The sequence below is a fragment of the Streptomyces sp. DG2A-72 genome, assembly GCF_030499575.1.
GTDB lineage: Bacteria > Actinomycetota > Actinomycetes > Streptomycetales > Streptomycetaceae > Streptomyces.
This window is the reverse complement of the sequence record NZ_JASTLC010000001.1, coordinates 1,381,077-1,405,947: the sequence shown is the minus strand read 5'-3', so window position 1 is coordinate 1,405,947 and position 24,871 is coordinate 1,381,077. Positions and strand designations below refer to the sequence as shown.

Sequence of the window (24,871 nt, the reverse complement as noted above, 5' to 3'; positions counted from 1 at the left end):
TCAGGACGCGTGGCTCCAGCGGACGGATACGGGCGGGTCGGCAACCGAGGCCGACCAGGGTCGAGAACGGCAGGACCTTTCGCGGGTACGGGAAGAGCACCGCCTGCCGTTGCTGCTGCGACTGCAGAAACCGTAGACGAGTACGGGGATCAGCTCGCCCACGTCAGCAGGCGCTGCCCCGTCTCGGGGGCCCGCAGCCTTGCCAGCGACTGCTTCTCCAGCTGGCGGACGCGCTCGCGTGTGAGGCCCACGTGGCGGGCGACCTGTTCGAGGGTGCGCTGCTCTCCGTCGTGCAGGCCGTAGCGGAGACTGAGGATCATGGCCTCGCGGGGCGCGAGGGTGCCGATGGCCCTCCTCAGGTCCTGCGCGAGTGCCTGGTACTCGGCGATGTCCGCGGCCTGCAGCACCTCGGTGTCGGGGATGAGGTCGCCGATCACCGTCTCACCGGTTTCGTCGACCGGCGTGTCCAGGCTGACCGCCTGCCGCCCGACGCGGCGCAGCCAGCCGACCCGGGCCTCGGAGAAGCCGCTGTCCCGGGCGACCTCCTCGGCGGTGGGCTCGCGACCCAGGTCGAGCTGCAGGCGCCGTTCGACCTTGCCGAGCATCCGCAGCTCCCCCACCACGTGCATCGGCAGCCATACGGCCCTGGCGTGCTGGGCGAGGCCTCGCTCGATCGCCTGGCGGATCCACCAGGTCGCGTACGTGGAGAACTTGAAGCCCTTGGTGTGGTCGAACTTCTCCACCGCCCGGATCAGCCCCAGGTTGCCCTCCTGGATGACGTCGAGCAGGGGCACACCCCGGTGGGCGTGCCGCTTGGCCATCGCCACCACGAGCCGGAGGTTGGCCCGGATCATGTGGTCCTTGGCGGCCTTGCCGTCGCGGGCGACCGCGTCGAGTTCCCGGCGCCGCTCCGGCGCCGGGTCGCGCTCGCCGGCGTCGGCCTCCCGCAGTTCCTCGACGGCCCGCACTCCGGCCTCGATGCGCTGGGCCAGCCGTACCTCGTCCTCCGCGGTGAGCAGTGGGGTCGCCGCGATCCGGGCCAGGTACTGGCCGAGTAGATCCGGTTCCTCGTCGGGTTCGGGGACCCGGCCGCGCGAACGTGCGGTGCGTGTGGAGGCACGGCGCCTCACTCGGGGTTCCATCGCGGGAGTCTGTGTAAGGGGAGGCATCCTCACGGCCTTTCGTCCGTTCTGGTCGCCTTCATTGCCAGTTGTCCGGGTACCCGAGGAGCCCGCGACGAACCGGCGACGCCGAGACGCGGTCAGCGCCGTACGGGTTCCCGGGGCTCCAGGCGCAGATGGGCGCCCTGGCGCTTGAGGGTGCGCTGGACGAGGTGGCACGGCACCTCGCGGGGACTGCGGCCGAGACGGACGGACAGCGCGGCGCAGACACCGGCCGCCTGACCGGTGGCCATCGAGATGGGCATGACACGGTAGGACGAGTGCGCCACGTGCGAGCCGGAGATACAGCGTCCGGCGACCAGCAGCCGGTCGGTGTCGCGGGGCAGCAGACAGCGCAGGGGGATGTCGTAGAAGCTCCCCCGGGGGACGCGCTTGAGGACGGTGCCGCTGCCGCGGGGGTTGTGGATGTCGACGGGGTAGGCGCCGTGCGCCACGGCGTCGGGGAAGGAACGCGCCGCGAGGATGTCGTGGCCGGTCAGGTGGTATTCGCCGAGGATGCGGCGCGTCTCCCGCACTCCGATCTGGACGCCGCTCTGTGCCACGTACGCCTTCTTGAAACCCGGCACGCGCCCGCGCAGGAAGCGGTCGATCTGTTCCAGCTGGCGGCGGGCGGCGTACTCGGCCCGGCTGAGGTCCCACACGTCGGTGCCGAGCGCCCGGGTGACCCGGGTGCTGTTGACGCTGACCTCGCGGGGATGCGGGGTGCCGAAGAACAGGATGTCCTCGCGGGGCAGTCGCAGTTCCCCCGCTTCGGTGGCCTCCTGGACGAGGTCCCACAGACCGTGCACGCCCCGCCACTGGTCGGGGTGCTCGCCGACGTACTCGGCGAAACGCGGCTGCAGGAAGTCGACGACACGGAACATCAGCGTCATCGGCTGCACGAGCCCGTCCTCCGGACGGCCGATCTCGTACGGCGCTCCGCACGCGGCGGCGATGTCGCCGTCCCCCGTCCCGTCGACGACGACCCCTGCGTCGATCACGACCGGCCCGGACTTGGTCTCGAAGACCACCCGCCAGCCGTCGTCGAGGGGCAGCGCGGCGGAGGCGAAGGAGTGGAACAGCATGCGCACACCCGCCTCGTCGAGCAGGTCGAGGAGGGTGAGTTTGTAGAGCTCCGGATCGAACGGCACCGTGTAGCCGGTGTCGGGGGACGGTGGGATGCAGCCGCCGCGTGCGGTGAGCCGGTCCAGCAGGAGCCACAGGAATCCGGCCACCACCGGCTCGCCCTCGCCGTGGTCGGTGGGCAGCAGCCGGCGGCCGTGTCCGCTCTCGTTGAACACGGCCTGTTTCTGCTCGTTGTGGAACGACATCAGCGGCATCACCAGGGCCACGGTGGCGTTGCCGCCGAGGAAGCCGTAGCGCTCCACGAGGACGACGTCGGCGCCGGCATCGGCCGCCGCGTAGGCCGCGGCGGTGCCGGCCGGACCGCCGCCGACGACCAGGACGTCGGTGCGGCCCCCGTGGCGGGCCGCACGCGGGGGAAGGGTGACGGTCCGGGCGGGTCGGAGTGGTTCCAGGATCGGCATCGCACGTCACATCCCGTGGTTCCTGAGGTGGTCGTCGGTCCGGGAACCGTGGGTGAGAATCAGGTCGGCGTCCTGCGCCCGCAGTGTGTCGCGCGCACCGCCGTCGAGGGAGTCCAGCAGGGCTCCGCAGCGGGCGCAGGTCTCCCGGGCCAGGGCCCGCAGCCCCTGAACCCGGCTGTTCAGGTCCTCGTGCCGCCGGGGGAACTCGTCCCAGAGCCGGTCCACCTCGGCGAGCAGGAGTCCGGCCTGCTCCCGCGCCACACCGACGAGCGCGGGTGCCCCCGTACGGCGGGCGAAGTCGAAGACCTTGCCCGAGTAGGGCAGCGGCAGCACGGGCAGGCCGGACAGCGCCGCGAACATCACGACGTGCAGGCGCATGCCGACGACCATGTCCAGGTGGCTCATGAAGCCGAGGACCTCGCCGGGGCTGTAGGAGTTGTGCAGGATGCGGCCCAGGTCCGGAGCGCTCATCCGCGACAGCACGCCGTGTGCGTGCCGCACGTCCTCGCGTTCCATCGGCACGAAGACCACGTGCGCCTCCAGGCGGCGGGCGAGGAAGTCCGCGACATCGGCGAGCAGCGCGTGGTAGTCGTCCTCGTCGAGCTTCTCCGCCGCCCGGCCGGGCTCGCGCACGGACATCCCGACCAGCCGGGCATCGGTGGGAAGGCCCTCCTGCCGCATCATCTGCTCGGTGAAGGGTTCCGGCGTGAGCAGCAGCGCCGGGTCGGCGCTGACGGTGAGCTCGCGCTCGACGCCGACCTCCTCCAGGACGAGACGGGACTCCTCGTCCCGGACCACGACGTCGGTCATCTCCGGCAGCACGATGCGTACGGCCTCCCGGTCGTCCGCCTCACGCAGCGGGCCCGCGCCGATCGCGTAGGCGAAGGTGGGGATGCCGCGCTCCTGTGCCGCCCGCACCAGCCGCAGATAGCGCCGCGCCTCACCGTCGTAGAGGATCCCGCCGCCGCCCAGCACCAGCAGGTTCAGCCCGGCGACCGCGTCGAGCACGGGTTTCTGCGGGACGCCCTCCCAGTCGACCACCTCGTCCGCTTCCCGTTGATGGGTGCGGGTGTGTTCGGCGTTCCGGCTGAAGACGACGAGTCGGGCGCCCGGCCGGTGGGCGCGCAGGCAACTCAGAACACACAGCAGGATCGCTTCGTCGCCGATGTTGCGCCCGCCGTACGAGCCGAGCAGGCCGATCCGCAGCTCCGACGAAACAGGCGACGGGCGCTGGTTGATCGTCATCCGGAGCTCCTGTTCCAAGGAGGCGGGGGACCCGCGGTGCAGTCCGGCTGTTTCGCTGCCAGGAACTGCCAGATCGGGTCTTGGGTGGGGCAACACGCCGGCGACGCGTCGGGCCCGAGTTGCCCGGGACGTTCGGAGGAAACCTCACGCGAGACTTCCAGTGGCCGCCGGTCCGGCGGCGGGCACGGGGGAGAGCTCCGCCCGTAGGGACAGTATGGGCGCTCCCGCACCGGCGGTCCTGCGCTCGACGCTGCCGGGTTTCCCGGCTCCGCTTTCACCCGACGTACCTGCGTGCGGACGACGAGCGCCGGGCGTGCTGGAGCGCCGTCAGCCGGTCCTCGATCTCCGGCGGCACCGGGTCGCGCTGCCGTAGTACCCATGGCAGACCGGCCGCCGCACGGGCGAAGGCGCGGGCCGAGGCCACGTCGTGGGGGACCGTGGCCATCAGGTAGGCCGTACGCCGCAGGGCCGGCAGGAGCGGGCGGCGCAGCCAGGTGAACCAGAGCGTATTGCGCAGCCCCAGGATCCTGCGTGCCGTGCTGTCCCGCAGCACGGAAGCCTTGTGATGGACGGTCAGCTCCTCGGCGTAGCTCAGCCACCAGCCCTGCCGCTGCAGATCGGTGGCCAGTAGTTCCTCCTCACCGCCGAGCCACAGCCCCGGATGGAAGCCGCCCGCGGCCCGGAAGGCGTCGGTGCGCATGACGGTGGCGGCGGCGAGGAAGGACCCGAGGGCCGGCCCCGGCAACCAGTCGGGTCGTCCGACGCCGAGCCGAGGGACGACGCCCTGCGCACGGCAGCCCGGGTGCGGGCCGCCGTGCGCGTCGTCGACAACGGTTCCGACGACTCGGCCTGCTCCGCGCTGCGCCGGCATCGGCCGCCCCCCGGCTCCTCAGGCCCGGCGAGAACACGGGCGCGCTCGGCCGCAACCTCGCCGTGCGGCACGCGGACACGCCCTACGTCGCGTTCAGCGACGACGACTCCTGGTGGACACCGGGCGCGCTGCGGCAGGCGGCCGACCTGCTCGACGTGCACCCCCGGCTCGGCTGCTGGCCGCCCGCACGCTGGTCGGTCCCGACCAAGCCGAGGACCCGCTCAACGCAGTCCTCGGAAGCTCACCGCTTCCCGGCGCGCCCGACCTGCCGGGGCGTCCGGTGCTCGGCTTCCTGGGCTGCGCCTGCGTGGTGCGCCGGGACGCGTTCCTCACAGCGGGCGGGTACCACCCGCTGCTCTTCTTCGGCGGGGAGGAGGCCCTGCTCGCCTATGACCTCGCGGCCGATGGCTTGGGAGTGACGTACGAGCCCTCACTGACGGCCCGTCACCTCCCCGAGCCGGGAGGCCGCGACGGCCGAAGCCATCTTGTGCGGCGCAACGAAGTGCTGAGCCTGTGGCTGCGCCGGCCGCTGCCCGTCGCCCTGCGGGGCAGCGCGCGCCTGACGGCAGCCGCCGTCGCCGGTGCGCCCGGCGCCCGCCGGGCCCTGCGCGAAGTGCTGGCGCGACTTCCCGCTGCCGTCTCGCGCCGCAGGCGGCTGCCGGCTCGTGTGGAGCACGCGGCTCCGTCGTGTTGCTGCGGCCCGGCCGCAACCTGGGCGCGGTTGGACGCAACCTCGCGATGAGCCGGATCCATACGCCCTACGTCGCCTTCTGCGACGACGACACCTGGTGGGAACCCGGCAGCCTCCGAAGGGCGGCGGACCTGCTCGACGAGCGGCCACGGCTCGCGGCGGTCACCGCCCGCATCCTCGTGGAGCCCTTCGGACAGGAGGATCCGGTCGTCCGGGAGCTCAGGGACTCCCCGCTGACGGGAGGAGCGGACGCCTCCTTCGGCGACGTACCGGGTGGCGGCGTGCACGGCTTCGCGTACGGCCGTCTCGACGAGTTCGCCGTCCGCCAGAACCCTGGCGGCGGTCGCCGCGAACCGGTCCCCGGCCCCGCAGGCGTCGCCCTCGGCCGTGACCGGTGAGGGCACCAGCAGCGGTGTTCCGCCGTGCGACAGCAGTGCCCCGCGCCCGCCGAGCGTCACGGCCACGGACGCCGGGAGGGCCCTGGTGTCCGCGCACGGCGCGTTCTGGTCGCTACGGTCGTGCAGCCGCCGCGCGAGGCCCAGCAGGACCTCCTCCAGGCACAACTGGGCGCCGGCGGCGATGTCGGCGTGGTCCTGCGTCCAGGCGCCGCCCTTCGGACGCGGCGGGACCAGCGACGCCCACGGCACGGGGCGGGCCCGGAATCCGCCGTGGCCGTCCAGGTGGACGTACGCGCGCAGTTGGTCGAGGAAGCGGGGCGTGCCGTAGGACGCCAGCGCCATCACTTTGAACTCGTCGCTGCTGCGCAGGAATCCGAGGTGCTGGGTGAGGTCCTCGTAGAACAGGCCCATCGAGTCGGGCAGCGACTGCGAGCCCAGCACGGTCAGTTCGCGGTTCGCGTAGCGGCCGGCGAGGTGGGAGCCGCATTCGCCGCGGCCGTCCAGCACCAGGACGGCGCTGTCGGGATACGATGCGGCCTGTCCGGCGGAGGCGGCGTGCGCGACGTGGTGGGGGACGAAGCGGACCTTGTCCGGGTCGAGTCCGGGCAGTGCCTCGGCGAGGAACTCGGGGGCGCGGCGGACTCCTGACGCAGGTGGTCCCAGGGGTCGTGCAGGCCCAACTGGTCTGCGGGGCGGGCGAGTTCAGGGTGGTAGGAGTAGGCGACCGCGTCCAGGTCGGACGGGGTCAGGCCGGCCCGGTCCAGGCACCATCGGGCGGACAGTTCGGGCAGTTCCCAGGCGGAGAAGGGGATGGGCCGCTTGCCGTGCTTGCGCCGGCTGAAGCGTTCCTCCTCCTCCGCCGCCACGATCCTGCCGTCCATGACCAGGGCGGCGGCGGGGTCGTGGAAGAGGGCGCTGATTCCCAGGACTCGCATGCGATTCCTCCGTGCGGTACGGGAGGAGTGCTGTCGTGCCTACGGGGCCGGATCGCTCGCGGACTGTGCCGTGGCGAAGTAGGCGATGGTCTGCCTGATGCCCTCCTCCCAGGGCACGCGGGGCGTCCAGCCCAGCAGTTCACGTGCCTGGCCCGTGTCCGGGCGGCGTCGCTGCGGGTCGTCGGTCGGGCGGTCGACGTGCCTGATCCGGGAGGAGGAGCCGGTCAGTTCGACGACGCGGTGGGCGATCTCGCCGACGGTGACCTCGTCGGTGCCGCCGATGTTGACGGGCCGGACGGAGTGACTCGCCGCGACCAGCAGGACGCCGTCGACCGTGTCGTCCACGTAGCACAGGGACCGCGTCTGCCGTCCGTCCCCCGCGACCGTGAGCGGTTCGCCGGCCAGTGCCTGACTGACGAAGGTCGGGACGGCACGACCGTCGTGCGCGCGCATGCGCGGCCCGTACGTGAAAAGGCGGACCATGCCCGCGTTCGCGCCCCTCGCGCGGACATGGGCGGTCACCAGCGCCTCGGCGAACCGCTTGGACTCGTCGTACACGCTGCACGGCCCCACCGGATTGACGTTGCCCCAGTAGTCCTCGCGCTGCGGATGGCTCAGCGGATCGCCGTACACCTCGGACGTCGAGGCGAGCAGGAAGCGGGCTCCGTCACGCTCCGCGACGGCCAGCATGTTGCGCGTGCCCAGGCTGCCGACGTCGAGCGTCTCCAGCGGCAACCGCAGGTAGTCGGCTGGTGACGCGGGGCAGGCGAAGTGCAGGACCAGGTCGTACGGTCCCGGCAGCCGCTGTGGGGCGTCGAGGGCCGAGACGTCGCATTCGACGAACCGGAATCCGGGGCCGCCTTCGAGATGCGCGGTGTTTTACGGGCCCCGGAGGACAGGTTGTCGGCGCAGTCGACTTCGACGTCTGAATTCAGCAGGCGCTCGCACAGATGGCTGCCGAGGAAGCCGGCGCCGCCGCCCGAAGGCACCGGGGCCGGCGCCCGGCACAGGCCGTTCGGCGCGGCACCAGAGGGATTCTGAGAGCCACGGAAAGCTTCGGTGAGCTTTCCCGGGCTATGGGCGAGAGTGAAAGAACAGGCCGCGGGTGGCGCTGAGGAGCAGAACCGCCCTGGCGGATCGCCCATCTCCGGCGACGCACTGACGCGGAGTTCCCGGGTCAGTTGTTTTCACGCGTTGATTCCCACTGTGCGCCGGTTCACAGACACTCGCGACTCCCGTGTGGAGCCGCCGACTGCGGGCACTCGGAGCCGGCGGCGGGTCCGTCCGGACCGCCGCAGGAGCTGGAGGTGAAGGACATGGGTCATGGTGGGAACGTCATCGACGAGCTGGTGACCGATCACCGCGAGGTCGAGCAGATCTTCGGTCGGATCGAGGGGCTTCCGTCCGGTGACAAGGACCGGAAGGTGTTCGCCGACCAAGCCACGATGGAGCTGATCCGGCACTCGGTGGCCGAAGAGGAGTACCTCTACCCGGCCGTGCGGGAGCACATCGCGGGCGGGGACGCGCTGGCCGACAAGGAGATCGAGGATCACTCCAAGGCCGAGCAGATCATGAAGGACCTGGAGGGGTGCGACGCGGATGATCCCGAGTTCGACCGGCTCATCGGGATGCTGATGAGCGAGGTCCGCTCGCACATCGCCGACGAGGAGGGCAACCTCTTCCCCAGGCTGCGCGCGGCGTGTTCCGCGGAGACGCTCGACGGCCTGGGCGACAAGGTGCGTCAGGCGAAGAAGATGGCACCGACCCGCCCGCACCCGTCCGCCCCGGACAAACCGCCGGCCAACAAGCTGCTGGCCCCGGGAGCCGGTCTGGTCGACCGCATGCGCGACGCGCTGACGGGCCGCGGCAAGAAGGGCTGAACCCGCTGGGTGGACGGCCGTGCGGTCCAGCCGCCCGCGGGCTGTGAACGAGGGCTGTGAGCATCCACACTCGATCATCCAAATACGGGAGTTTCCCGGGCAGTTGGCCCCCGAGACGATAGCGCGGCAGGGACAGGCGTCATCGACTCGGGGGTCCCGTCTGTGACGATGGTCCGCGCCGTGACCGACTCGGTGAACCGCCGCGCGACGCAGCCGGCGATATCGGTTCCCCCGGTCCCTCCTGACTCCTCCTGGTTGTCGAGTACCGCACCGTGTCTTCCCACACTCCTGCCCGGCCCCCACCTGCGCCGAAAACCGCCTCCGTCCCGTCCAAGGGCGGCTCCCGCTCGCCCTGGCGGTCGCTGCGGTAGCGCAGCATGCGCTGATGGTCCGCCAACTTCCTGTCGAACGCCGGTACGTGGATGCAGCTCACGGTGCAGAACCTGCTCGTCCTGCAGAGCACCGGCTCCGCGGCGGCGACGGGCCTTTCGATGTCCGTCCAGGCCGCTCCCGCCCTCTTCATGAGCCTGCTGGGCGGCACGGCGGTGGACCGCCGGCCCTTCAAGCTGACGGCCTCCGTCAGCCAGGCACTGCTCGGAGCCGTCGCCTTCACCACGGCCGTACTGGTGGCGACGGACCAGCTGACCGTGACGTCCCTGATGATCCTGGCCGCCGTGACCGGCATGATCGCCACCGTCGACGGACCGGCGTGCGCCCTGCTGGGCAACGACCTCGTCCCGGTGGAGGACGTTCCCTCCGTCATCGGCGTCGGCGCGCTCGTGCACAACGCGGGCCGGCTCGTGGGCACCGCCCTGGCCGGCGTGACCGTCGGCTTCCTCGGCACGGCCGCCGCGTACGCCGCGAACGGTCTGTCGTTCGTCTTCGTGGCCTCGGTCATCCCGTTCCTGCGCCCGGCGCCCGGCGCCGGGCGCTGTGCGCCACGCCGCCCAGGTGCGTGCCGATCGAGGGCGCGAGCGCGGCAAGTCGGACCCCGACATGACCGTGCGCCAGGGCCTGCTCTTCTTCGCGCGCCAGCCCCGCCTGGTCGCGCTCGCCTCGGTCACCGGGATCAGCGCGGTCTTCGGGCGTAATTACGGCCTCACCCTGGCCGTGCTCGTGACCGGGCCGCTCGCGGGCGGCGCGGGCTCCTTCGGCACGGTCTCCACTGTTCTCGCCGTCGGCGGCATCGTGGGCGCGGTCCTCGGCGCCCGGCTGCGCCGGCCCTCGGTCCGGCTCGTGGGCACGCTGGCGGCCGCGGGTGGCCTGCTGCAGGTGGCGGCGGGGCTCTCCCCGTCGCTTGCGGTGTTGCTGGTCCTGGTCCTGCCGATGGCCGTCGTGGAGTCCGTCTCCGACACCGCCGGAACGGCCGTACTGCAGACCGACCCGCCCGCTCACCTGCGCGGACGCGTCCTCGGCGTGTGGAGCAGCATCGGCACCGTCTGGGGCCTCGGCGGCCCGCCGGCGCTGGGCCTCCTCATGGAGACGGCCGGAGCACGCGGAGCCCTGGTGACGGGCGGCCTGATCATCGCGGGCGCGATCGGAACGGGCTTCGTCCTGCGCACCCGCCGCACGCAGACCCCGGTGACCTTCCCGACGAAGAACGGCGACCTCACGGGCCGAGAGGTGCTGGGCACGGCTGCCTGAGGCGGGGGCACGGCGCGGGATCATGCGACGCTCGGCGGCGCCGTTCGGCAGTCCCGCGTGGGCGATCGCGCGGAGGACGGCGACGCCTCGGCCGTCCGGCCTGGTGCGGTCCGCGTCGAGGGCCGTGCCTCGGGGCTCAGGCGATGAGCACCTGGCCCGGGCCGAGGTGCTCGTGGAGTGCGGTGCGGTGCAGTACGGCCACGGGAGCGAGGAGGTCGGGGTGGCGCAGCAGGGCAGCCGCCTGGCGGTCGCGGGCGTCGGGCGACACCAGGCGCCGGAATTCGATGGGCACCCCGGTCGCATGGCCGCCGTCGGCGATCGCGGCGACCGCCAGCCGGGCCAGTTCGGCGTCGGTGAGCAGGCAGGCCGCCCAGCTCGCCACGACCTCGTCCACCCAGGTGCGCCAGGCGAAGTCGTCCGCGTCGTCGTGCGCGGTCGCGTCCGCGCCGGTGATCCAGTCCAGGCCGGCCGAGCCGCCGGGGCCGGCCATCTGGACCAGGGCCACGTCCGTCGGCGTCGGATACCGCAGCCACGCGGCCACCGTTACGGCCTGCCGGGCCTGCACCTCGCTCAGGGCCGCGGCCAGCGCGCCGCCACACGCCGGGTAGGAACGCGTCAGCCATTGCGTGGTCGCCGCGATGAGCGGGGAGAGATCTGTGAGCACTGCCGGGCCGTCCGAGGTACTGGCGATGAACAGGGGATCCATCAGACGGTAATCCGTCGTACCCGGCAGCCGACATACCTACGGCCGCGTGAGCGGCGTGGCCTCGCCCACACCTGGCCGCCTGTCAGCTCCTTTATCGGCGCGGAGCCTGAGGGTTGCGTCAGGGCTTGAGAAGGGTCTTGACCATGCCGTCTTCCTTGGCCTGGAACATGGCGTACGCCTTGGGGGCGTCCTCCAGCGGCATCGCGTGCGTCTTGAATGTGTCAACGCCGAGCGGATCGTCGTCCGTGAGAAGCGGCAGGATGTCCTCCACCCAGCGCCAGACATTGGCCTGGCCCATCCGTACCTGGATCTGCTTGTCGAACATCGTCAGCAGCGGCATCGGGCTGGCAGCACCGCCGTAGACCCCGGAGACGGAGAGCGTGCCGCCGCGGCGTACGAGGTCGATGCCGGTGTGCAGGGCCCCCAGCCGGTCCACTCCGGCATGCTCCATGAGCGGCTGGGCCACCACGTCGGGCAGGAGCCCGGTGACCCACTGCGCCGCCTTGGCGAACGGCGCGCCATGCGCCTCCATGCCCACGGCGTCAATGACCGCGTCGGTCCCGCGCCCGTCCGTGAGGTCTCGCACCGCCTCCGGCAGGTCCTTCCCGTGGCGTCGCGCGTCGAAGCAAGTGACGCCGCGGGCGCTCGCCCGCGAAAGACGCTCGGTGACGAGGTCCACACCGACGACCAGGCGGGCGCCGCGGTGCCGGGCGATCCGTGCGGCCATGTCTCCGATGGGTCCGAGGCCAAGGACGGTGACGGTGCCCGCCTCGGGAATGTCCGCGTACTCGACCGCCTGCCAGGCAGTCGGCAGGACGTCGGAGAGATAGACGTAACGGTCGTCGGGCGGCCCCGCGGGCACCTTGATGGGCAGCTTGTTTCCGAACGGCACACGCAGCAACTCGGCCTGGCCGCCCGGCACTTGCCCGTAGAGCTTGGTGTAGCCGAACAGTGCGGCGCCGCTGTGGCGCTCGCGGACCTGGGTCGTCTCGCACTGCGAGTGCAGTCCCTGGTCACACATGAAGCAGTCGCGACAGGAAATGTTGAAGGGAATGACGACGCGGTCGCCGGTTGTGACCGCCTGGACATCCGGCCCCACTTCCTCGACCACCCCCATCGGCTCATGGCCAAGGATGTCACCCGGGTCCAGATAGGGGCCGAAGAGCTCGTACAGGTGGAGGTCGGAGCCGCAAATGCCGGACGACGTGACCTTCACGATGATGTCGTCGGGCTTCTCGATCCGCGGGTCGGGAACGGTTTCCACCCGCACGTCTCGTTTGCCCTGCCAGGTCAGTGCGCGCATGGTGTCCCTCCTTCAGGGTCGTGGCCGGCTGCCCGTAGGCCGAGTCCCCGTCCCCCGGTTCGCGACACTTCGCCCGGCTGCACGTACCGCGCCGCGAGTTTATGCACCTGCCGTGAGGGCACGCGGCCACGAGGTCGTTGTGACAGCAGCGTCCCGCGTAGCGCGTCGGACCGGGCGGAGGACCGGAGATGACCGACAAGGCCCCGGACACGGACGTTCTGGTGGTGGGCGCCGGCCCCACCGGGCTGGGGCACGGCCGACGAACTGGTCGCTGGGGCCGCCACGATCGACAGGGTCCGGGTGTTCGGCGCAGCTGAACTTGACCTGGCGCGGTTGCCCACCCGGTTTCCTTTCGTCCTGGTGACTCCGCAGTACGAGACCGAGCGTGTGCTCCGGGAGCTGGCCGAGGCGGTGGGCGTGGAGATCCGGTCGGGAACGGAGCTGGTCTCGCTGCGGCAGGACGCCGACGGGGTCGAGGCCGAACTGCGCGGGCGGGACGGGACGGTGCGCACCGAGCGGACCTGGTAACCCGCCGTACGGGCCGTTGTCGAGGGGCACTTGAGCGACCGGGGGCTGACTCGCCGACGAGTCCTCGCCACCGCTGTGTGCCTGCTCGACCTCGGGTTCTTCCGTATCGGCAGCGACCGGTACGCCGAACTGAACGAAGGTTACGGCCCCAAGGCCGGTCAAGAACTCGTCCATACCGTCACCGATCCCGCCGCCTGCCGCAGTCTGAGGGCGATGCTGCGGCGCAGGAACGGCGGTGACCGGCTGCTGGCCTACTGGGAGCGGCGCGCCTGGCACGACGTGAGCGGCGACGAGGTCAACGCGTACCTCCAGGAGGTGTCCGGCCTGGACATCTGCGCCAAGGACGCGCGGCGCGCGAAGTGGCCCTGTATCTCGGCAACACGCCCGCGGTCTGCCGGGCTTCCTGCATCAACCCACGGGTGATCGAACTCTACGAAGAGGGGGTGACGATCGCCGCCGCGCTGCCCCACCTGGGTGAGACTGGTCCGTTCCCATGTGACAGTGACTCAGTCCTCGCCCCGCACGACGTTCCAGTCGTCCCCGCGCCGAAGCCGACCCGCGTCGCCGTCGATCGTCGCGCGCACGCAGGTACGTATGCTCTGACCACGTACGCGGCGTGCTCTCGCCCAGCCTGTTTCGGGTCGACGGACGGCGGGCGTCGTCTTCCTGGCTTCCACAGTCACGGCGGTTCATCTTCTTTCTGTATCCGGCCCGTCGCGGTTCGGTTCGTTCCTTCGCCCCGTAGGGCTCATATCTGTTGCCTATTGACCGAGTGTCCGTTCGGAGCTCCGGGAAACGTTGGTCAAGACCAACGCGCAGTGGGGCGGCGGCTGCTGCGGCCGGCTCCGACACCGGCCCAGTGCCCGGCGGCCGTCCGACTGACAGGACGGGCGTGGTGGGAGGGCTTGGAGTGCACCGTCGGCAAGAGCTTGGAGGAGGCCGTCCGCGCAGTCCGACATGGCACCCTGCCGGAACCTGGCACCGATCTCCTGGGCGAGGTCGCGGCCGGAGTTCGCGCACCAGTCCCACCAGTGATTCAGTGCCGACGCGTCGAGCCGCTCGGCGGGCACCAGCGCGGGCCAGCCGCAGGCGCGCGCCTGCGCCGTCACCTTCGCGCCGCCCTCGACCGGGTCGACGGCCACCGCGGGAACCCCCGCCCGCAGAGCGAGCACCAGCCCGTGCAGTCGGTCGGTGACGACCATGCCGAGCCGCGAAAGCACGGCCTCCAACTGGGCAGGGGTCGCACTCAGCCGCCAGTCGTGCACGTCGAGCCGGGTTTCCAGTTCCAGGCGGGCGCAGTCCCGGCCGGACAACCACTCCGTCACCTCTTCCGCCACCCGTGCATGCCGTCGGCGCGCGCCGTACTCGTGCTGGCCGTGGGTGAGGATCACCCCGACGACGGGTCGGGGGGTCGGGAAGGGGACGCGGGCCGCCAGGTCCACCGTGGACTCGATGCCCGGGGCGTCCCGCGCCAGTACCTGGTGGAACCCGGTGACGGCCGGGCTGCCGGCGTCGACAACGGAGGTGCCCACGGCGATCCGCACGCAGTGTGCGAACCGCCGATGCAACTCCTCGATCTGCGGCCCGTGCAGGGGACCGCAGACGAACACCAGGTGGGAGAGTCCTCGGGGCGAGCCCGCGCCAGATGCGGTCCGGCGGGCCGGAAGCCGGGACTCCGGCCGACGTCGTGGTCCAGCCCCGCCCGCACGAGTAGTTCCTGCACCCGGTGCAGCGCCGGCACGTCCCCGGCGGTCGCCTCCCCGTCCAGGAAGCCGAACCACCCGGTCAGCAGAATCCGCGGTCGCTGTGCCACGGCGCCCGGGTGCCCGGCCGGCCGGTTCGGCAATCAGCGTGACCTGTCGGACGGGACGCCTCCGGCGCCAGGTGTTGCCCGCACTGTCGGGAGTCTTCGCGCCGTCGGCATGGGTACTCGGTGTCGCACAGATGCACACGGCGCCGAGAGGCACGGCGCGGCAGACGACCGGCAAGGAGGAAGAGATGAGCACGGTCAAGGAAACGGTGGATGTCGAGGTCCCCGTGCACACGGCCTACAACCAGTGGACGCAGTTCGAGGACTTCCCGAACTTCATGGAGGGCGTCGAGGAGGTCACGCAGCTCGACGACCGGCACAACCACTGGACCACCAAGATCGGCGGAGTCCGGCGCGAGTTCGATACCGAGATCGTCGACCAGATGCCGGACGACAGGATCACCTGGAGGTCCATCGGCGGCGACTCCCAGCAGCGGGGATCCGTCCGCTTCCAGCGCCTGGACGACATGCACACCCGGGTGGAACTCACGATGGACGTCGAACCCACCGGTGCCGTCGAGAAGGGCGGGGACATGCTCGGCGTCATCGACCGCCGGGTGAAGGGGGATCTGCGCCGCTTCAAGGACTACATCGAGGACCGCGGCGGCGAAAGCGGTGCCTGGCGTGGACGGATCCGGCCTGGAGATCCGGGCGCTCCCCTCTGATCACGAGACGCCGCGCTCACCGGTACCCGGTTGGCCCGCACGCGGACACATGCTGTCGGCGTGCGGGCTGGTGCCGTCGTTGACGGGCAAGCCAGTCGCACGCGCGGTGCCACACCGCGGAACAGTGCCGAGCCCTGCCCGTCTGCGGCCCACGGACGCATGCGCGACGGCGGGGTGTTCCCGCACTTCCATTGCGGCTGCTGACCCCCAGCCGGACGGCGAGCCGTGCCGCGTAGCCGACCAGACCACCACCACGGATGGGGACCCGCCTCCGGAGAGCACCCGCGGCGCCGCATTGGACCTCGGAGGCCAATGCGAGGCGTGGACAGCCGGTCGCAGGATCAGGAGGTGGCCGTCTGGCCGCTGCGGCTGTGGTCGTGCTGCTGGAGGAAGACGAGCAGGTCGGCGACGGTGAGTCCGCTGTCCGCCGGGTGACGGAGGACGGTGTCCGGCTGGATGCGGTAGGCGTTGGTTCTGCCTTGACGGGTATGGGTGAGATAACCGTCGCCCTCCAGGTCGGCGATGATCTTCTGCACAGCCCTTTCGGTGAGCTGGCAGCGTGCGGCGATGTCGCGGATGCGGGTGGCGTGGTTGCCGGCGATGGCGGCCAGGACGCGTGCGTGATTGGTGAGGAACGTCCAGCCGGTGTGCGGCTCAGGGGCTTGGGCCATGCCCCCAGGCTAGGACATGGTTTTCATGCATTCAAAAGCCTGAAACGAATTTCCGGTATCTCTTGACGTGCAATGGTGGGCGGGGGAGCCTGAATTGGAGCCATTGTCCTCGCTGGAGGCCGCCATGCAGCAGCTACGGATCCCGCATCGCTCCGGCGCCGCGGAGGGGGCGGCAGCCGACACGCCGGTGGACCTGGGGGAGGCCATGCCGTACGAACCGGCGATCCAGACGCTGGCGCATGACGGCGACGTGACCGTCAAGGTCTGCGGTGAGTTGGACATGGACAGCGAGGAACTGCTGCGGAGTGTGCTGGAGGACTCCGTCAGTCGGTGCGCACGCTGTGTGGAGCTGGACCTGAGCGGTGTCACGTTCTGCGACTGCTCGGCGCTGAACCTCCTGCTGGCCGCGCGGCGGCGTGCCGAGCGACAAGGAAAACTCCTCACCATGCGGGCGTCCAGCCCCGCCGTGCACAGGCTCCTGGTCAAGACGGACACGTGGCCGCTGTTCGCGGGCACCCAGCCGATGGAGGATGCTCTGAGCGAGGGTCAGGAAGACCTGCGGAACGAGGTCACTCAACTGCGCCGCGCCATGCGCACGCGCCCGGTCATAGACCAGGCCACAGGCATTCTGATGGCCACGTTCTCCCTGAGCGCCGAGGATGCGTGGGCCGTGCTGGTCGCGACCTCCCAGAACACGAACACCAAGCTCCATCAGATAGCCGAGGAGCTTTTGACGGCCATCCATGGCGAACCGCTGCCCGACACGCTGCAAACGCACTTGGCCGCGGCGGTGAACGAGCTTCGCGACTCAGCGGCGACTTCCGGCTGACTCGGTACCTGCGGCTGCGCCGTATTCAGCCATGAGGGCGTCCGGCCGTGGTGGCTTGGCGGGCAGGAGGCACCGCCCCACGCAGGGCCTGAACGGCTGGAGAACCGGTTCAGAGATCTCGCTGCTGGTCATGCAAAGGCGGAGCCGAAGCCCAGGAGACGGCTGTCATGGGATCACCCTTCCGCGGCCGGCGCCCGGGCGACGCCGTTGAGGTGGTCGGCCATGGCACGGCCGGTGCGGTGGGCCCACTCGTGGCCGCGCTGGTCGTCCAGGTAGTTCGGGGCCCGGGCCGGGGCCGAGACGCCAGTAGGTCCACGCCTGGCCGGGAACGGTATATCCGATGTCCGCGAGGGCTTGGTCGCGTTCATGCGTTCGAGGACACGCTGGGCAACTGAGGAAGGGCGTCCCAGCCAGGTCGGTGAGGCGATGGCCAGGATGTGCGAGCGCAAGAGCTTGTCGTGGACCCGTGGCCACTCGTCGCCCTCGCCCGCGTCACTGACGACATCGGTAGCAATGTTCCACGGCTGCCAGGGCCTCGGTGCATTGCTCTGCGAGGAGTACCCATCCATGCGTCAATTCGTACGGCCTTCTGCTCCTGCTCAGCCAGTTGCGAGCGCACGCACTGATGGAGCGCCGCAGGAGGGAGGCGAGGCTTGACCGTTGGAGACGGCGCTGCGAGTTCGCGACGTCATCAACGCGCGCTGGAGGCCGGAGAGTCCGTCGTGACCTTGGCGCGGTGGCTCGGGCATTCCTCGCCCGCGATCACCCTCGGTTACTATGCTCACTTCGTGCCGGAGGCCGGAAGCAAGGGGCGCACCTCCAGCGGCGGTCGTGGATTGCAAGGCTGAAGAGATGGATGGCCTGGGAGAATGTTGAAAGAGGTCGTCGCGACCCGCTACATCACACCCCTGCGTGAGGGCGGCTCGCTGCCGGGGCTCGTCGAGGCCGACGACTTCGGGACCTACGTCATGAAGTTCACCGGCGCCGGACAGGGCCGCAAGACGCTGGTCGCCGAGGTGGTGTGCGGCGAACTCGCCCGTCGGCTGGGCTTCCGCGTCCCCCGGCTCGTGACGCTCGACCTCGACCCGGTCCTCGGGCTCGGCGAACCCGACCAGCAGGTGCAGGAGTTGCTCAAGTCCAGCGGCGGCACCAATCTCGGCATGGACTTCCTGTCCGGCGCGCTCGGTTTTGATCCGCTCGCCTTTGAAGTGACCCCCGAGGAGGCCGGGCGGATCGTCTGGTTCGACGCGCTGGTGGGCAACGTCGACCGGTCCTGGCGCAACCCCAACCTGCTGATGTGGCACAGCGACCTGTGGCTCATCGACCACGGCGCCACGATGATCTGGCACCACAACTGGCCCGGCGCCGAGACCTCAGCGGCCCGCCCGTACGACGCCTCGGACCACGCGCTGGCCCGCTTCGCGCCCGATGTCGCCGGCGCCGCCGCCGACCTCGCGCCGCGCGTCACCGAGGACCTGCTCGCCGAGGTCGTCGCAGAGATTCCGGACGCCTGGCTGGCCGGTGAACCCGGCTTCGACACCCCTGACGATCTCCGGCGTGCCTATGCGCGCCCTCTGCTCGCTCGCGCCGCCATCGTTCACGAGCGTGTCACCGGAATCGAGGAGGGCAAGTGAGCGAGCGCCACATCCACATGGCCGGCCATGTGGTCGAACGCCACATCATCCGGGGCAGCGAGCAGAACGACCGGGACGTCTTCGAGTACGCCCTCCTGCGGGTCGTACCCCGCATCGAGCGCGGCGAGTGCGTCAACGCGGGCGTGCTGGTGTACTGCCGGGCCCAGGGCTACGTCGGCGCCCGCACCCACCTCGACGAGGCGCGGCTGCTCGCCCTCGACCCGAACGCGGACGTGGCCGGCGTCCGGGCCGCCCTCGGGGCTGTCGAGAGGGTCAGCGCCGGCAGCGAGGCCGCGGGGCAGGCCGGGGGCGACGACGCCGGGCGGCGCTTTCGCTGGCTGATCGCTCCCCGTTCCACGGTCGTCCAGCCGGGGCCCGTGCACACCGGACTCACGTCCGATCCGGCGGCCGAGGCGCAGCGGCTGCTCGATCTGTTGGTGAAGTGACCGATCGGGTAATGGATCACATGCGCGCGGTTGCCGTTGACACCGCGTGCCAGGGCTTCTAGCGTCACGTCATCGAAGGTACTAAGCGGTCGCTCACTCGAGGAGAGTCACCCATGTCCACCACTGAGCAGCGGGTCGCCGTAGTCACCGGCGGAGCACGCGGCATCGGCGCCGCCACCGCCGTACGACTGGCCGCCGAGGGCCGCGCGGTCGCCGTGATCGACCTCGACGAGGCGGCCTGCAAGGACACCGTGGAGCAGATCACCGCGGCCGGCGGCAAGGCGATCGCGGTCGGCTGCAACGTCTCGGACGAGGCGCAGGTCGAGGCGGCCGTCGCGCGGATCGCCGAGGAGCTCGGCGCGCCGACGATCCTCGTGAACAACGCGGGCGTGCTCCGCGACAACCTGCTGTTCAAGATGAGCGTCTCCGACTGGGACACCGTCATGAACGTGCATCTGCGGGGCGCCTTCCTGATGTCGAAGGCCTGCCAGAAGTACATGGTGGACGCCAAGTTCGGCCGGATCGTCAACCTCTCCTCGTCGTCCGCGCTCGGCAACCGCGGCCAGGTCAACTACTCCGCCGCCAAGGCCGGCATGCAGGGCTTCACCAAGACGCTCGCCATCGAGCTCGGCAAGTTCGGCGTCACCGCCAACGCGGTCGCCCCCGGCTTCATCGCCACCGAGATGACCAAGGCCACCGCCGACCGGGTCGGCATGGGCTTCGACGACTTCAAGGCCGCCGCCGCCACCCAGATCCCCGTGCAGCGCGTCGGCGAGCCAGCCGACATCGCGAACGCGATCGCCTTCTTCACCGGCGAGGACGCCGGATTCGTCTCCGGCCAGGTGCTGTACATCGCCGGCGGACCGCTCGACTAGGGATCAGGGACATGACTTCACAGCTCCCCGAGCTTTCGGGCAAGGCCGCGCTCGTCACGGGCGCCAGCCGCGGCATCGGCTACGGCGTCGCCGAGGCGCTCGTCGCGCGCGGTGACCGCGTGTGCATCACCGGCCGCAACGAGGACGCCCTCAAGGAGGCCGTCGAGGCGCTCGGCGCCGACCGCGTCATCGGCGTCGCCGGCAAGGCGCACGACGTGGCCCACCAGGCCGTCGCCGTCGAGCGCGCCATGGAGGCCTTCGGCCGGGTCGACTTCCTGGTCAACAACGCCGGTACGAACCCGGTGTTCGGGCCGATCGCCGACCTCGACCTGGATGTGGCCCGCAAGGTCTTCGAGACCAACGTGATCTCGGCGCTCGGCTTCGCACAGAAGACCTGGCACGCCTGGCAGAAGGACAACGGCGGCGCGATCGTCAACATCGCGTCCGTCGCGGGCATCGCGCCCTCGCCGTTCATCGCCGCCTACGGCGTCAGCAAGGCCGCGCTGATCAACCTGACCCAGCAGCTCGCCCACGAGTTCGCGCCCAAGGTGCGGGTCAACGCGATCGCCCCGGCCGTCGTGAAGACCAAGTTCGCGAAGGCGCTGTACGAGGGCCGCGAGGAGGAGGCCGCCGCCTCCTACCCGCTGGCCAGGCTCGGCGTGCCCTCCGACATCGGCGGCGCCGCCGCGTTCCTCACCTCGACAGAGTCCGACTGGATCACCGGCCAGACCCTCGTCATCGACGGCGGCATCTTCCTGAACGCCGGGGTCGGCTGACTGAGTGCGGTGGGCGCCGGTGCGGGAATTCACCGAACATCTCCGGCGCCCGCCCGCACTCCTCACGAGGACTCGAAAAACCGTCGCAAACGGACTGACCGAGAGCCCTGTCAGACGGGCGGGAGCGGTTCCAGGGGCCTGCGGTATCGTTCGGCCACTTGTGTACGGCATTTCGAGGAGCATGCACGTGTTCAGTCGGAACCGATTCTTGCCGCCACTCGCGGTGATCGCGTCCATATCCATGGTGACCGGGTGCGGTGTGTTCTCCTCGGACGCCTCCGAAGACGCGGACCCGATCATCGTGGGGACGACCAGCGCGCCGAGCACCCTGGACCCGGCCGCGGCCTGGGACAGCTCCTGGGAGCTGATGCGCAACGTGTACCAGCCCCTTCTGGGCTACTCGCCCGGTGCGACCCAGCCCGAACCCGACGCCGCCGAGAGCTGCGAGTTCACGGACAGCTCCAGCACCGTGTACACGTGCACGCTGCGCGAGGGCCTGAAGTTCTCCGGCGGGCGCGCGCTGGACGCCAAGGCCGTCAAGCATTCGTTCGACCGGATCAAGAAGATCAACGTCAACGGTGGCCCCGCGGGTCTGCTGACCACCCTCTCCAGGGTGCAGGTGAAGGGCGACCGCGAGGTCGTCTTCCACCTCAGCCAGCCCGAACGCGACCTTCCCCCTGGTGCTCACCACGCCCGCCATGTCGATCGTGGACCCCGAGGAGTACCCCGCGAACAAGCTCCGCGAGGACGGGGACATCACCGGCTCGGGGCCCTACGAACTCTCCTCCTACGAAGACGGCGAGAAGGCCGAGCTGGTCCGCAACGAGAACTACAAGGGCCTGGCGGACGTCAAGAACTCCGCCGTCACCATCCGGTACTTCCAGCAGTCGGACGAGCTGGTCAAGGCCCTGAAGAGCAAGGCTATTTCGGTCATCTACCGTGGTCTCGGCGCCGCGGACATCGTGGACATCCAGACCCACTACGACGACCAGGGGCTCCAGATCGCGGAGAACCCCACCACCGAGATCAGCTATCTGGTGTTCAACCCCAAGGACACCTGGGCCAAGAACCCCGCGGTCCGCAAGGCGGTCGCCCAGGTCATCGACCGCAAGGCGCTCGCCCACAACGTCTACAAGGACACCGTCGAGCCGCTGTACTCCATGATCCCCAGGGGTCTGGTGGGCCACGGGACGGGCTTCTTCGACGACTACGGCAACCCCAGCGCGACCAAGGCGAAGGCCATCCTCACCGAGGCGGGCATCACCGAAACGGTTCCTCTCACGCTCTGGTACACCACCGACCGTTACGGCTCCCAGACCAAGCCGGCTTTCGAGGAGCTGAAGCGACAGCTGGAGGAGTCCGGACTGTTCACGGTCACGCTGAAGAGCCGCCCCTGGAAGACCTACTTCGAGGGCTACCAGAAGGGCGAGTACCCGGTCTTCGGGCGTGGCTGGAGCCCCGACTTCAACGACCCCGACAACTTCATCGCCCCCTTCGTGGGCGAGCAGAACGCGCTCGGCACCCCGTACGACGCCCCCGAGATCACCGACGATCTGCTGCCGGCGTCACGCGCGGAGAGCGACCGCGCGGCCCTGGCCGACGAGTTCGAGGAGGCCCAGCAGATCCTCGTGGACGACGCGCGGCTGATCCCGCTGTGGCAGGGCAAGGCGTACACGGCCGCGAACGAGGAGATCGCCGGTCTGGAGAACGTCATCGACCCCGCGACGATGATGGTCATGTGGGAGCTGTCCTGGAAGACCAGCTGGTAGTGCGGTTGGCAGCGCCGATTGTCAGTGGTCGCCGGTAGGTTCTGGGACATCGAAGCGACCGCACATCGTAAGGAAGTCGACGTGACCGACATCTCCATGCTGCCCGAGTCCTGGCGCGGGGTTCTGGGCGACGAACTGCAGCAGCCCTACTTCAAGGAGCTGACGGAGTTCGTCGAGGAGGAGCGGGCGAAGGGTCCTGTCTACCCTCCGCGTGAAGAGGTCTTCGCCGCGCTGGCGGCGACGCCGTACGACAAGGTGAAGGTCCTGATCCTCGGCCAGGACCCGTACCACGGCGAGGGCCAGGGGCACGGCCTGTGCTTCTCGGTCCGCCCGGGAGTCAAGACCCCGCCCTCCCTCCGCAACATCTACAAGGAGATGCAGGCCGAGCTGGGCACGCCCGTTCCGGACAACGGCTATCTCATGCCGTGGGCCGAGCAGGGCGTGCTCCTGCTCAACGCGGTGCTCACGGTCCGCGCAGGCGAGGCCAACTCGCACAAGGGCAAGGGCTGGGAGAAGTTCACCGACGCGGTGATCCGCGCCGTGGCCGGCCGCCCGGACCCGGCGGTCTTCGTCCTGTGGGGGAACTACGCCCAGAAGAAGCTCCCGCTGATCGACGAACAGCGCCACGTGGTGGTGAAGGGCGCCCACCCTTCCCCGCTGTCGGCGAAGAAGTTCTTCGGCTCCCGTCCCTTCACGCAGATCGACGAGGCGGTCGCCCGGCAGGGCCACGAGCCGATCGACTGGCGCATCCCGAACCTCGGCTGACCTGGAGCGGGCCGGCCCTCCGGGTCGGCCCCGCCTCGCCGGGATTGTCAGTGGCTGCGGTTAGCGTCGTCGGACAGCGACATCGGTGAAGGGCTGGGAGGGTGCGGTGGCGGAGCGACAGGAGCAGGCGGCGCCGGATGCGGTCATGACCCGGATCGGCCAGGTCGTCATGCTGCACCACGCGGGCGACCGCGAGGAGGCCCGGCACCGCTTCCTGGACCTCTGGGCGGAGATCGGCGCGACCGGGGATCCGCTGCACCGCTGCACCCTGGCGCACTACATGGCCGACACGCAGGACGATCCCGTGGACGAACTGGCCTGGGATCTGCGGGCGCTGACCGCGGCGGAAGAACTCACGGACGAGCGGCTCGCCGAGCACGAGGGGGCTTTGGCCGCGCGGGCGCTGTATCCCTCCCTGCATCTCAATCTGGCCGCCGACTATGTGAAGCTGGGCCGCGCCGATGCCGCGCGTGCACATGTCCGGCGGGCACGAGGTGCGGTGCACGCCCTGGGGGACGATCCCTACGGGGACGGAGTGCGGGCGGCCATCAGCCGGCTGGAACTGCGGTTGGGGACGTAGCGCGGGGCCGCGCGCCCCATGCATACGCGGGAATCCCTCAACGCCCGTACGTCTGCTCGCAGATCCTCGACTGCGGGCTGTCCTGCGGCCAGCCGCCGTACTGCCTGCCGAGGTCACAGACATCGCCGAGGTCCGAGGGAACCGTCTGGGTCACCTCGGCACGCGGCCGCTGCGGTGCCTCTGGAGTCCGCGGTGCCGGACGCGGTGGGCGCGGACGTGAAGGCGCCGCCTTCTCCGGCGTCTGCGCCGGTGGGGGAGGCCGCCGCACCGATGCCGTCGGCGCGGGCTCACGTGGCGGTCCCATCCGCTCCAGTGCCTCCCGCGCGGGCGCCTGCACGATCTGCGGCTCCGCGCTGTCGTCCGGCAGGGCCGGAACGGCCCGGGACGGCGGCGCCGAGGGCCCCGACGCGGGCGGCAGCTGCACCGTCACACAGCCGGAGAGGGCCGAGACAGCCACGGTGACCAGGAGCGTTGCGGTGGTCGACGTTCGATGCACGCGCGCAACTCTGCTGCGTCGGCTGCCCTCCGGGGCGGCGGACAGCGCAGGATGCCCCACATGGGTGATCGACGCCGCCGTACGGTGGGCGCGTCGACGTCAGTCGCCCGTGGTGCCGTCGATCCGCTCGCGGATCAGGTCGGCGTGGCCGTTGTGGCGGGCGTACTCCTCGATCATGTGGGTGTAGAGCCAGCGGAGGTTGAACTGCTCGCCGGTGCGTCGGCCCCTGCCCTTGGAGAGGTCGTCCAGGTCGAAGCCGGCCGCGTTGCGCCGGGCAATGTCGATCTCGGCCCGCCAGGTGGCGTGCGCCTCCTCCCAGGTTTCCTCCTCGGTGACGTGGAAGTCGCCGTCCGGATCCTCGTCGGAGTAGTAGATGGGCCCCGCGTCCTCGTCCATGAGCACCTTGCGGAACCAGCCGCGCTCCACCTCCGCCATGTGCCGCACCAGCCCCATCAGCGAGAGCGAGGACGGCTCCACGGAGGCGTTCCTGAGCTGGGCGTCGGTCAGGCCCTCGCACTTCCAGGCGAGGGTCTCGCGGTGGTAGTCCAGCCAGCCCTCCAGCATGGTGCGTTCGTCGGCGGTGTTCGCGGGTTCACGGCGCTCGATGGTCATGCCTGCATCCTGACCCAACTCGCCCGGCCCCACCA

The 24,871-nt window shown here is 70.5% G+C and carries 21 protein-coding genes and 9 pseudogenes; 16 read left to right on the top strand and 14 right to left on the bottom strand.

All coding sequences use genetic code 11. The features are described from left to right. Nucleotides 1–149 precede the first annotated feature (149 nt). The 4 genes and pseudogenes from QQY66_RS06835 to QQY66_RS06820 all read right to left on the bottom strand — a co-directional run. Nucleotides 150–1,142, bottom strand: coding sequence for an RNA polymerase sigma factor RpoD/SigA (locus QQY66_RS06835; RefSeq protein WP_301978181.1), 993 nt, complete (start codon nt 1,140–1,142; stop codon nt 150–152). A 119-nt stretch (nt 1,143–1,261) separates the two neighbouring features. Further along, nucleotides 1,262–2,707 carry an FAD-dependent oxidoreductase gene (locus tag QQY66_RS06830; RefSeq protein WP_301978180.1) on the bottom strand — a complete coding sequence of 482 codons (1,446 nt, stop codon included), beginning with the start codon at nt 2,705–2,707 and terminating at the stop codon, nt 1,262–1,264. Between the two features lie 6 nt (nt 2,708–2,713). Further along, nucleotides 2,714–3,952 (bottom strand): polysaccharide pyruvyl transferase family protein, encoded by a 1,239-nt coding sequence (locus QQY66_RS06825; RefSeq protein ID WP_301978179.1) that lies wholly within the window; start codon nt 3,950–3,952, stop codon nt 2,714–2,716. 274 nt (nt 3,953–4,226) lie between these two features. Next, a pseudogene (locus QQY66_RS06820) lies at nt 4,227–4,706 on the bottom strand (glycosyltransferase family 2 protein); the annotation flags it as partial. A 179-nt stretch (nt 4,707–4,885) separates the two neighbouring features. On the opposite strand from QQY66_RS06820, the gene QQY66_RS06815 reads away from it, so the two are divergent. Together QQY66_RS06815 and QQY66_RS50260 are read left to right on the top strand one after the other, a co-directional pair. Continuing rightward, nucleotides 4,886–5,242: a glycosyltransferase gene (locus tag QQY66_RS06815; RefSeq protein WP_301978178.1), complete on the top strand. Its 357-nt coding sequence runs from the start codon at nt 4,886–4,888 to the stop codon at nt 5,240–5,242. A gap of 265 nt (nt 5,243–5,507) precedes the next feature. After that, nucleotides 5,508–5,753: pseudogene (locus tag QQY66_RS50260) on the top strand (glycosyltransferase family A protein); the annotation flags it as partial. 60 nt (nt 5,754–5,813) lie between these two features. Here the strand turns inward: QQY66_RS50260 and QQY66_RS50255 are convergent. The 3 pseudogenes from QQY66_RS50255 to QQY66_RS06790 all read right to left on the bottom strand — a co-directional run. After that, nucleotides 5,814–5,972, bottom strand: a pseudogene (locus QQY66_RS50255) (PfkB family carbohydrate kinase); the annotation flags it as partial. A 51-nt stretch (nt 5,973–6,023) separates the two neighbouring features. Then, nucleotides 6,024–6,847 (bottom strand): annotated as a pseudogene (locus QQY66_RS50250) (carbamoyltransferase N-terminal domain-containing protein); the annotation flags it as partial. Nucleotides 6,848–6,886: 39 nt separating this feature from the next. Further along, a pseudogene (locus QQY66_RS06790) lies at nt 6,887–7,857 on the bottom strand (NAD-dependent epimerase/dehydratase family protein). Between the two features lie 306 nt (nt 7,858–8,163). Between QQY66_RS06790 and QQY66_RS06785 the strand changes: the two are divergent. Together QQY66_RS06785 and QQY66_RS06780 are read left to right on the top strand one after the other, a co-directional pair. Beyond that, a complete protein-coding gene (locus QQY66_RS06785) occupies nt 8,164–8,727 on the top strand; it encodes a hemerythrin domain-containing protein (protein WP_301978176.1) in 564 nt (187 codons plus the stop codon). A 422-nt stretch (nt 8,728–9,149) separates the two neighbouring features. Then, entirely contained in the window at nt 9,150–9,818 is a 669-nt protein-coding gene (locus tag QQY66_RS06780; protein WP_301978175.1) for an MFS transporter, read from the top strand. 689 nt (nt 9,819–10,507) lie between these two features. Here the strand turns inward: QQY66_RS06780 and QQY66_RS06775 are convergent. Beyond that, nucleotides 10,508–11,035, bottom strand: a complete 528-nt coding sequence (locus QQY66_RS06775) for a hypothetical protein (protein WP_301987198.1) — start codon at nt 11,033–11,035, stop codon at nt 10,508–10,510. Between the two features lie 160 nt (nt 11,036–11,195). Then, nucleotides 11,196–12,380 carry an alcohol dehydrogenase catalytic domain-containing protein gene (locus tag QQY66_RS06770; protein WP_301978174.1) on the bottom strand — a complete coding sequence of 395 codons (1,185 nt, stop codon included), beginning with the start codon at nt 12,378–12,380 and terminating at the stop codon, nt 11,196–11,198. A 300-nt stretch (nt 12,381–12,680) separates the two neighbouring features. Between QQY66_RS06770 and QQY66_RS06765 the strand changes: the two genes are divergently transcribed. Then, nucleotides 12,681–12,908, top strand: a complete 228-nt coding sequence (locus QQY66_RS06765; protein WP_367666961.1) for an FAD-dependent monooxygenase — start codon at nt 12,681–12,683, stop codon at nt 12,906–12,908. A gap of 30 nt (nt 12,909–12,938) precedes the next feature. Then, nucleotides 12,939–13,331, top strand: a complete 393-nt coding sequence (locus QQY66_RS06760; RefSeq protein ID WP_301978172.1) for a hypothetical protein — start codon at nt 12,939–12,941, stop codon at nt 13,329–13,331. A 497-nt stretch (nt 13,332–13,828) separates the two neighbouring features. Here QQY66_RS06760 and QQY66_RS06755 read toward each other — a convergent pair. Next, nucleotides 13,829–14,697, bottom strand: a pseudogene (locus tag QQY66_RS06755) (polysaccharide pyruvyl transferase family protein); the annotation flags it as partial. A gap of 209 nt (nt 14,698–14,906) precedes the next feature. Here QQY66_RS06755 and QQY66_RS06750 point away from each other — a divergent pair. Beyond that, nucleotides 14,907–15,383 carry an SRPBCC family protein gene (locus QQY66_RS06750; protein WP_301978171.1) on the top strand — a complete coding sequence of 159 codons (477 nt, stop codon included), beginning with the start codon at nt 14,907–14,909 and terminating at the stop codon, nt 15,381–15,383. Between the two features lie 341 nt (nt 15,384–15,724). Here QQY66_RS06750 and QQY66_RS06745 read toward each other — a convergent pair whose 3' ends face one another. Beyond that, the gene (locus QQY66_RS06745; RefSeq protein ID WP_301978170.1) at nt 15,725–16,054 is read right to left on the bottom strand and encodes a helix-turn-helix domain-containing protein; all 330 of its coding nucleotides are present in this window, start codon (nt 16,052–16,054) and stop codon (nt 15,725–15,727) included. A 124-nt stretch (nt 16,055–16,178) separates the two neighbouring features. On the opposite strand from QQY66_RS06745, the gene QQY66_RS06740 reads away from it, so the two are divergent. After that, complete coding sequence (locus QQY66_RS06740) at nt 16,179–16,883, top strand: ANTAR domain-containing protein (protein WP_301978169.1); 705 nt, start codon at nt 16,179–16,181, stop codon at nt 16,881–16,883. A gap of 173 nt (nt 16,884–17,056) precedes the next feature. Here QQY66_RS06740 and QQY66_RS06735 read toward each other — a convergent pair. Continuing rightward, nucleotides 17,057–17,386 (bottom strand): annotated as a pseudogene (locus QQY66_RS06735) (flavodoxin family protein); the annotation flags it as partial. A gap of 198 nt (nt 17,387–17,584) precedes the next feature. Here QQY66_RS06735 and QQY66_RS06730 point away from each other — a divergent pair. The 8 genes and pseudogenes from QQY66_RS06730 to QQY66_RS06695 all read left to right on the top strand — a co-directional run. Continuing rightward, nucleotides 17,585–17,731, top strand: a pseudogene (locus tag QQY66_RS06730) (site-specific integrase); the annotation flags it as partial. Between the two features lie 21 nt (nt 17,732–17,752). Then, entirely contained in the window at nt 17,753–18,517 is a 765-nt protein-coding gene (locus QQY66_RS06725; protein WP_301978168.1) for a HipA family kinase, read from the top strand. Then, a complete protein-coding gene (locus QQY66_RS06720) occupies nt 18,514–18,963 on the top strand; it encodes a DUF3037 domain-containing protein (RefSeq protein WP_301978167.1) in 450 nt (149 codons plus the stop codon). Before QQY66_RS06725 ends, QQY66_RS06720 begins: the two co-directional genes overlap by 4 nt. A 113-nt stretch (nt 18,964–19,076) precedes the next feature. Next, nucleotides 19,077–19,838, top strand: coding sequence for a 3-oxoacyl-ACP reductase FabG (fabG, locus tag QQY66_RS06715; protein WP_301978166.1), 762 nt, complete (start codon nt 19,077–19,079; stop codon nt 19,836–19,838). Between the two features lie 11 nt (nt 19,839–19,849). Beyond that, nucleotides 19,850–20,614, top strand: a complete 765-nt coding sequence (locus QQY66_RS06710; protein WP_301978164.1) for an SDR family oxidoreductase — start codon at nt 19,850–19,852, stop codon at nt 20,612–20,614. Between the two features lie 187 nt (nt 20,615–20,801). Further along, nucleotides 20,802–22,383 (top strand): annotated as a pseudogene (locus QQY66_RS06705) (ABC transporter substrate-binding protein). Between the two features lie 81 nt (nt 22,384–22,464). Beyond that, entirely contained in the window at nt 22,465–23,148 is a 684-nt protein-coding gene (ung, locus tag QQY66_RS06700) for a uracil-DNA glycosylase (RefSeq protein ID WP_301978163.1), read from the top strand. Between the two features lie 106 nt (nt 23,149–23,254). Next, nucleotides 23,255–23,728 (top strand): hypothetical protein, encoded by a 474-nt coding sequence (locus tag QQY66_RS06695; protein WP_301978161.1) that lies wholly within the window; start codon nt 23,255–23,257, stop codon nt 23,726–23,728. A gap of 37 nt (nt 23,729–23,765) precedes the next feature. Here the strand turns inward: QQY66_RS06695 and QQY66_RS06690 are convergent, their stop codons facing one another. After that, a complete protein-coding gene (locus QQY66_RS06690) occupies nt 23,766–24,224 on the bottom strand; it encodes a hypothetical protein (protein WP_301978160.1) in 459 nt (152 codons plus the stop codon). Between the two features lie 99 nt (nt 24,225–24,323). Beyond that, entirely contained in the window at nt 24,324–24,836 is a 513-nt protein-coding gene (locus QQY66_RS06685; RefSeq protein ID WP_301978159.1) for a DinB family protein, read from the bottom strand. Nucleotides 24,837–24,871: the final 35 nt, after the last annotated feature.

What these genes read in the sequence shown, in the direction of transcription:
- QQY66_RS06835 (WP_301978181.1), bottom strand. Translation starts at nt 1,142, where the DNA reads ATGGAACCCCGAGTGAGGCGCCGTGCCTCCACACGCACCGCACGTTCG.
- QQY66_RS06830 (WP_301978180.1), bottom strand. Translation starts at nt 2,707, where the DNA reads ATGCCGATCCTGGAACCACTCCGACCCGCCCGGACCGTCACCCTTCCC.
- QQY66_RS06825 (WP_301978179.1), bottom strand. Translation starts at nt 3,952, where the DNA reads ATGACGATCAACCAGCGCCCGTCGCCTGTTTCGTCGGAGCTGCGGATC.
- QQY66_RS06785 (WP_301978176.1), top strand. Translation starts at nt 8,164, where the DNA reads ATGGGTCATGGTGGGAACGTCATCGACGAGCTGGTGACCGATCACCGC.
- QQY66_RS06780 (WP_301978175.1), top strand. Translation starts at nt 9,150, where the DNA reads ATGCAGCTCACGGTGCAGAACCTGCTCGTCCTGCAGAGCACCGGCTCC.
- QQY66_RS06770 (WP_301978174.1), bottom strand. Translation starts at nt 12,380, where the DNA reads ATGCGCGCACTGACCTGGCAGGGCAAACGAGACGTGCGGGTGGAAACC.
- QQY66_RS06750 (WP_301978171.1), top strand. Translation starts at nt 14,907, where the DNA reads ATGAGCACGGTCAAGGAAACGGTGGATGTCGAGGTCCCCGTGCACACG.
- QQY66_RS06745 (WP_301978170.1), bottom strand. Translation starts at nt 16,054, where the DNA reads ATGGCCCAAGCCCCTGAGCCGCACACCGGCTGGACGTTCCTCACCAAT.
- QQY66_RS06740 (WP_301978169.1), top strand. Translation starts at nt 16,179, where the DNA reads ATGCAGCAGCTACGGATCCCGCATCGCTCCGGCGCCGCGGAGGGGGCG.
- QQY66_RS06725 (WP_301978168.1), top strand. Translation starts at nt 17,753, where the DNA reads ATGTTGAAAGAGGTCGTCGCGACCCGCTACATCACACCCCTGCGTGAG.
- fabG (WP_301978166.1), top strand. Translation starts at nt 19,077, where the DNA reads ATGTCCACCACTGAGCAGCGGGTCGCCGTAGTCACCGGCGGAGCACGC.
- QQY66_RS06710 (WP_301978164.1), top strand. Translation starts at nt 19,850, where the DNA reads ATGACTTCACAGCTCCCCGAGCTTTCGGGCAAGGCCGCGCTCGTCACG.
- QQY66_RS06685 (WP_301978159.1), bottom strand. Translation starts at nt 24,836, where the DNA reads ATGACCATCGAGCGCCGTGAACCCGCGAACACCGCCGACGAACGCACC.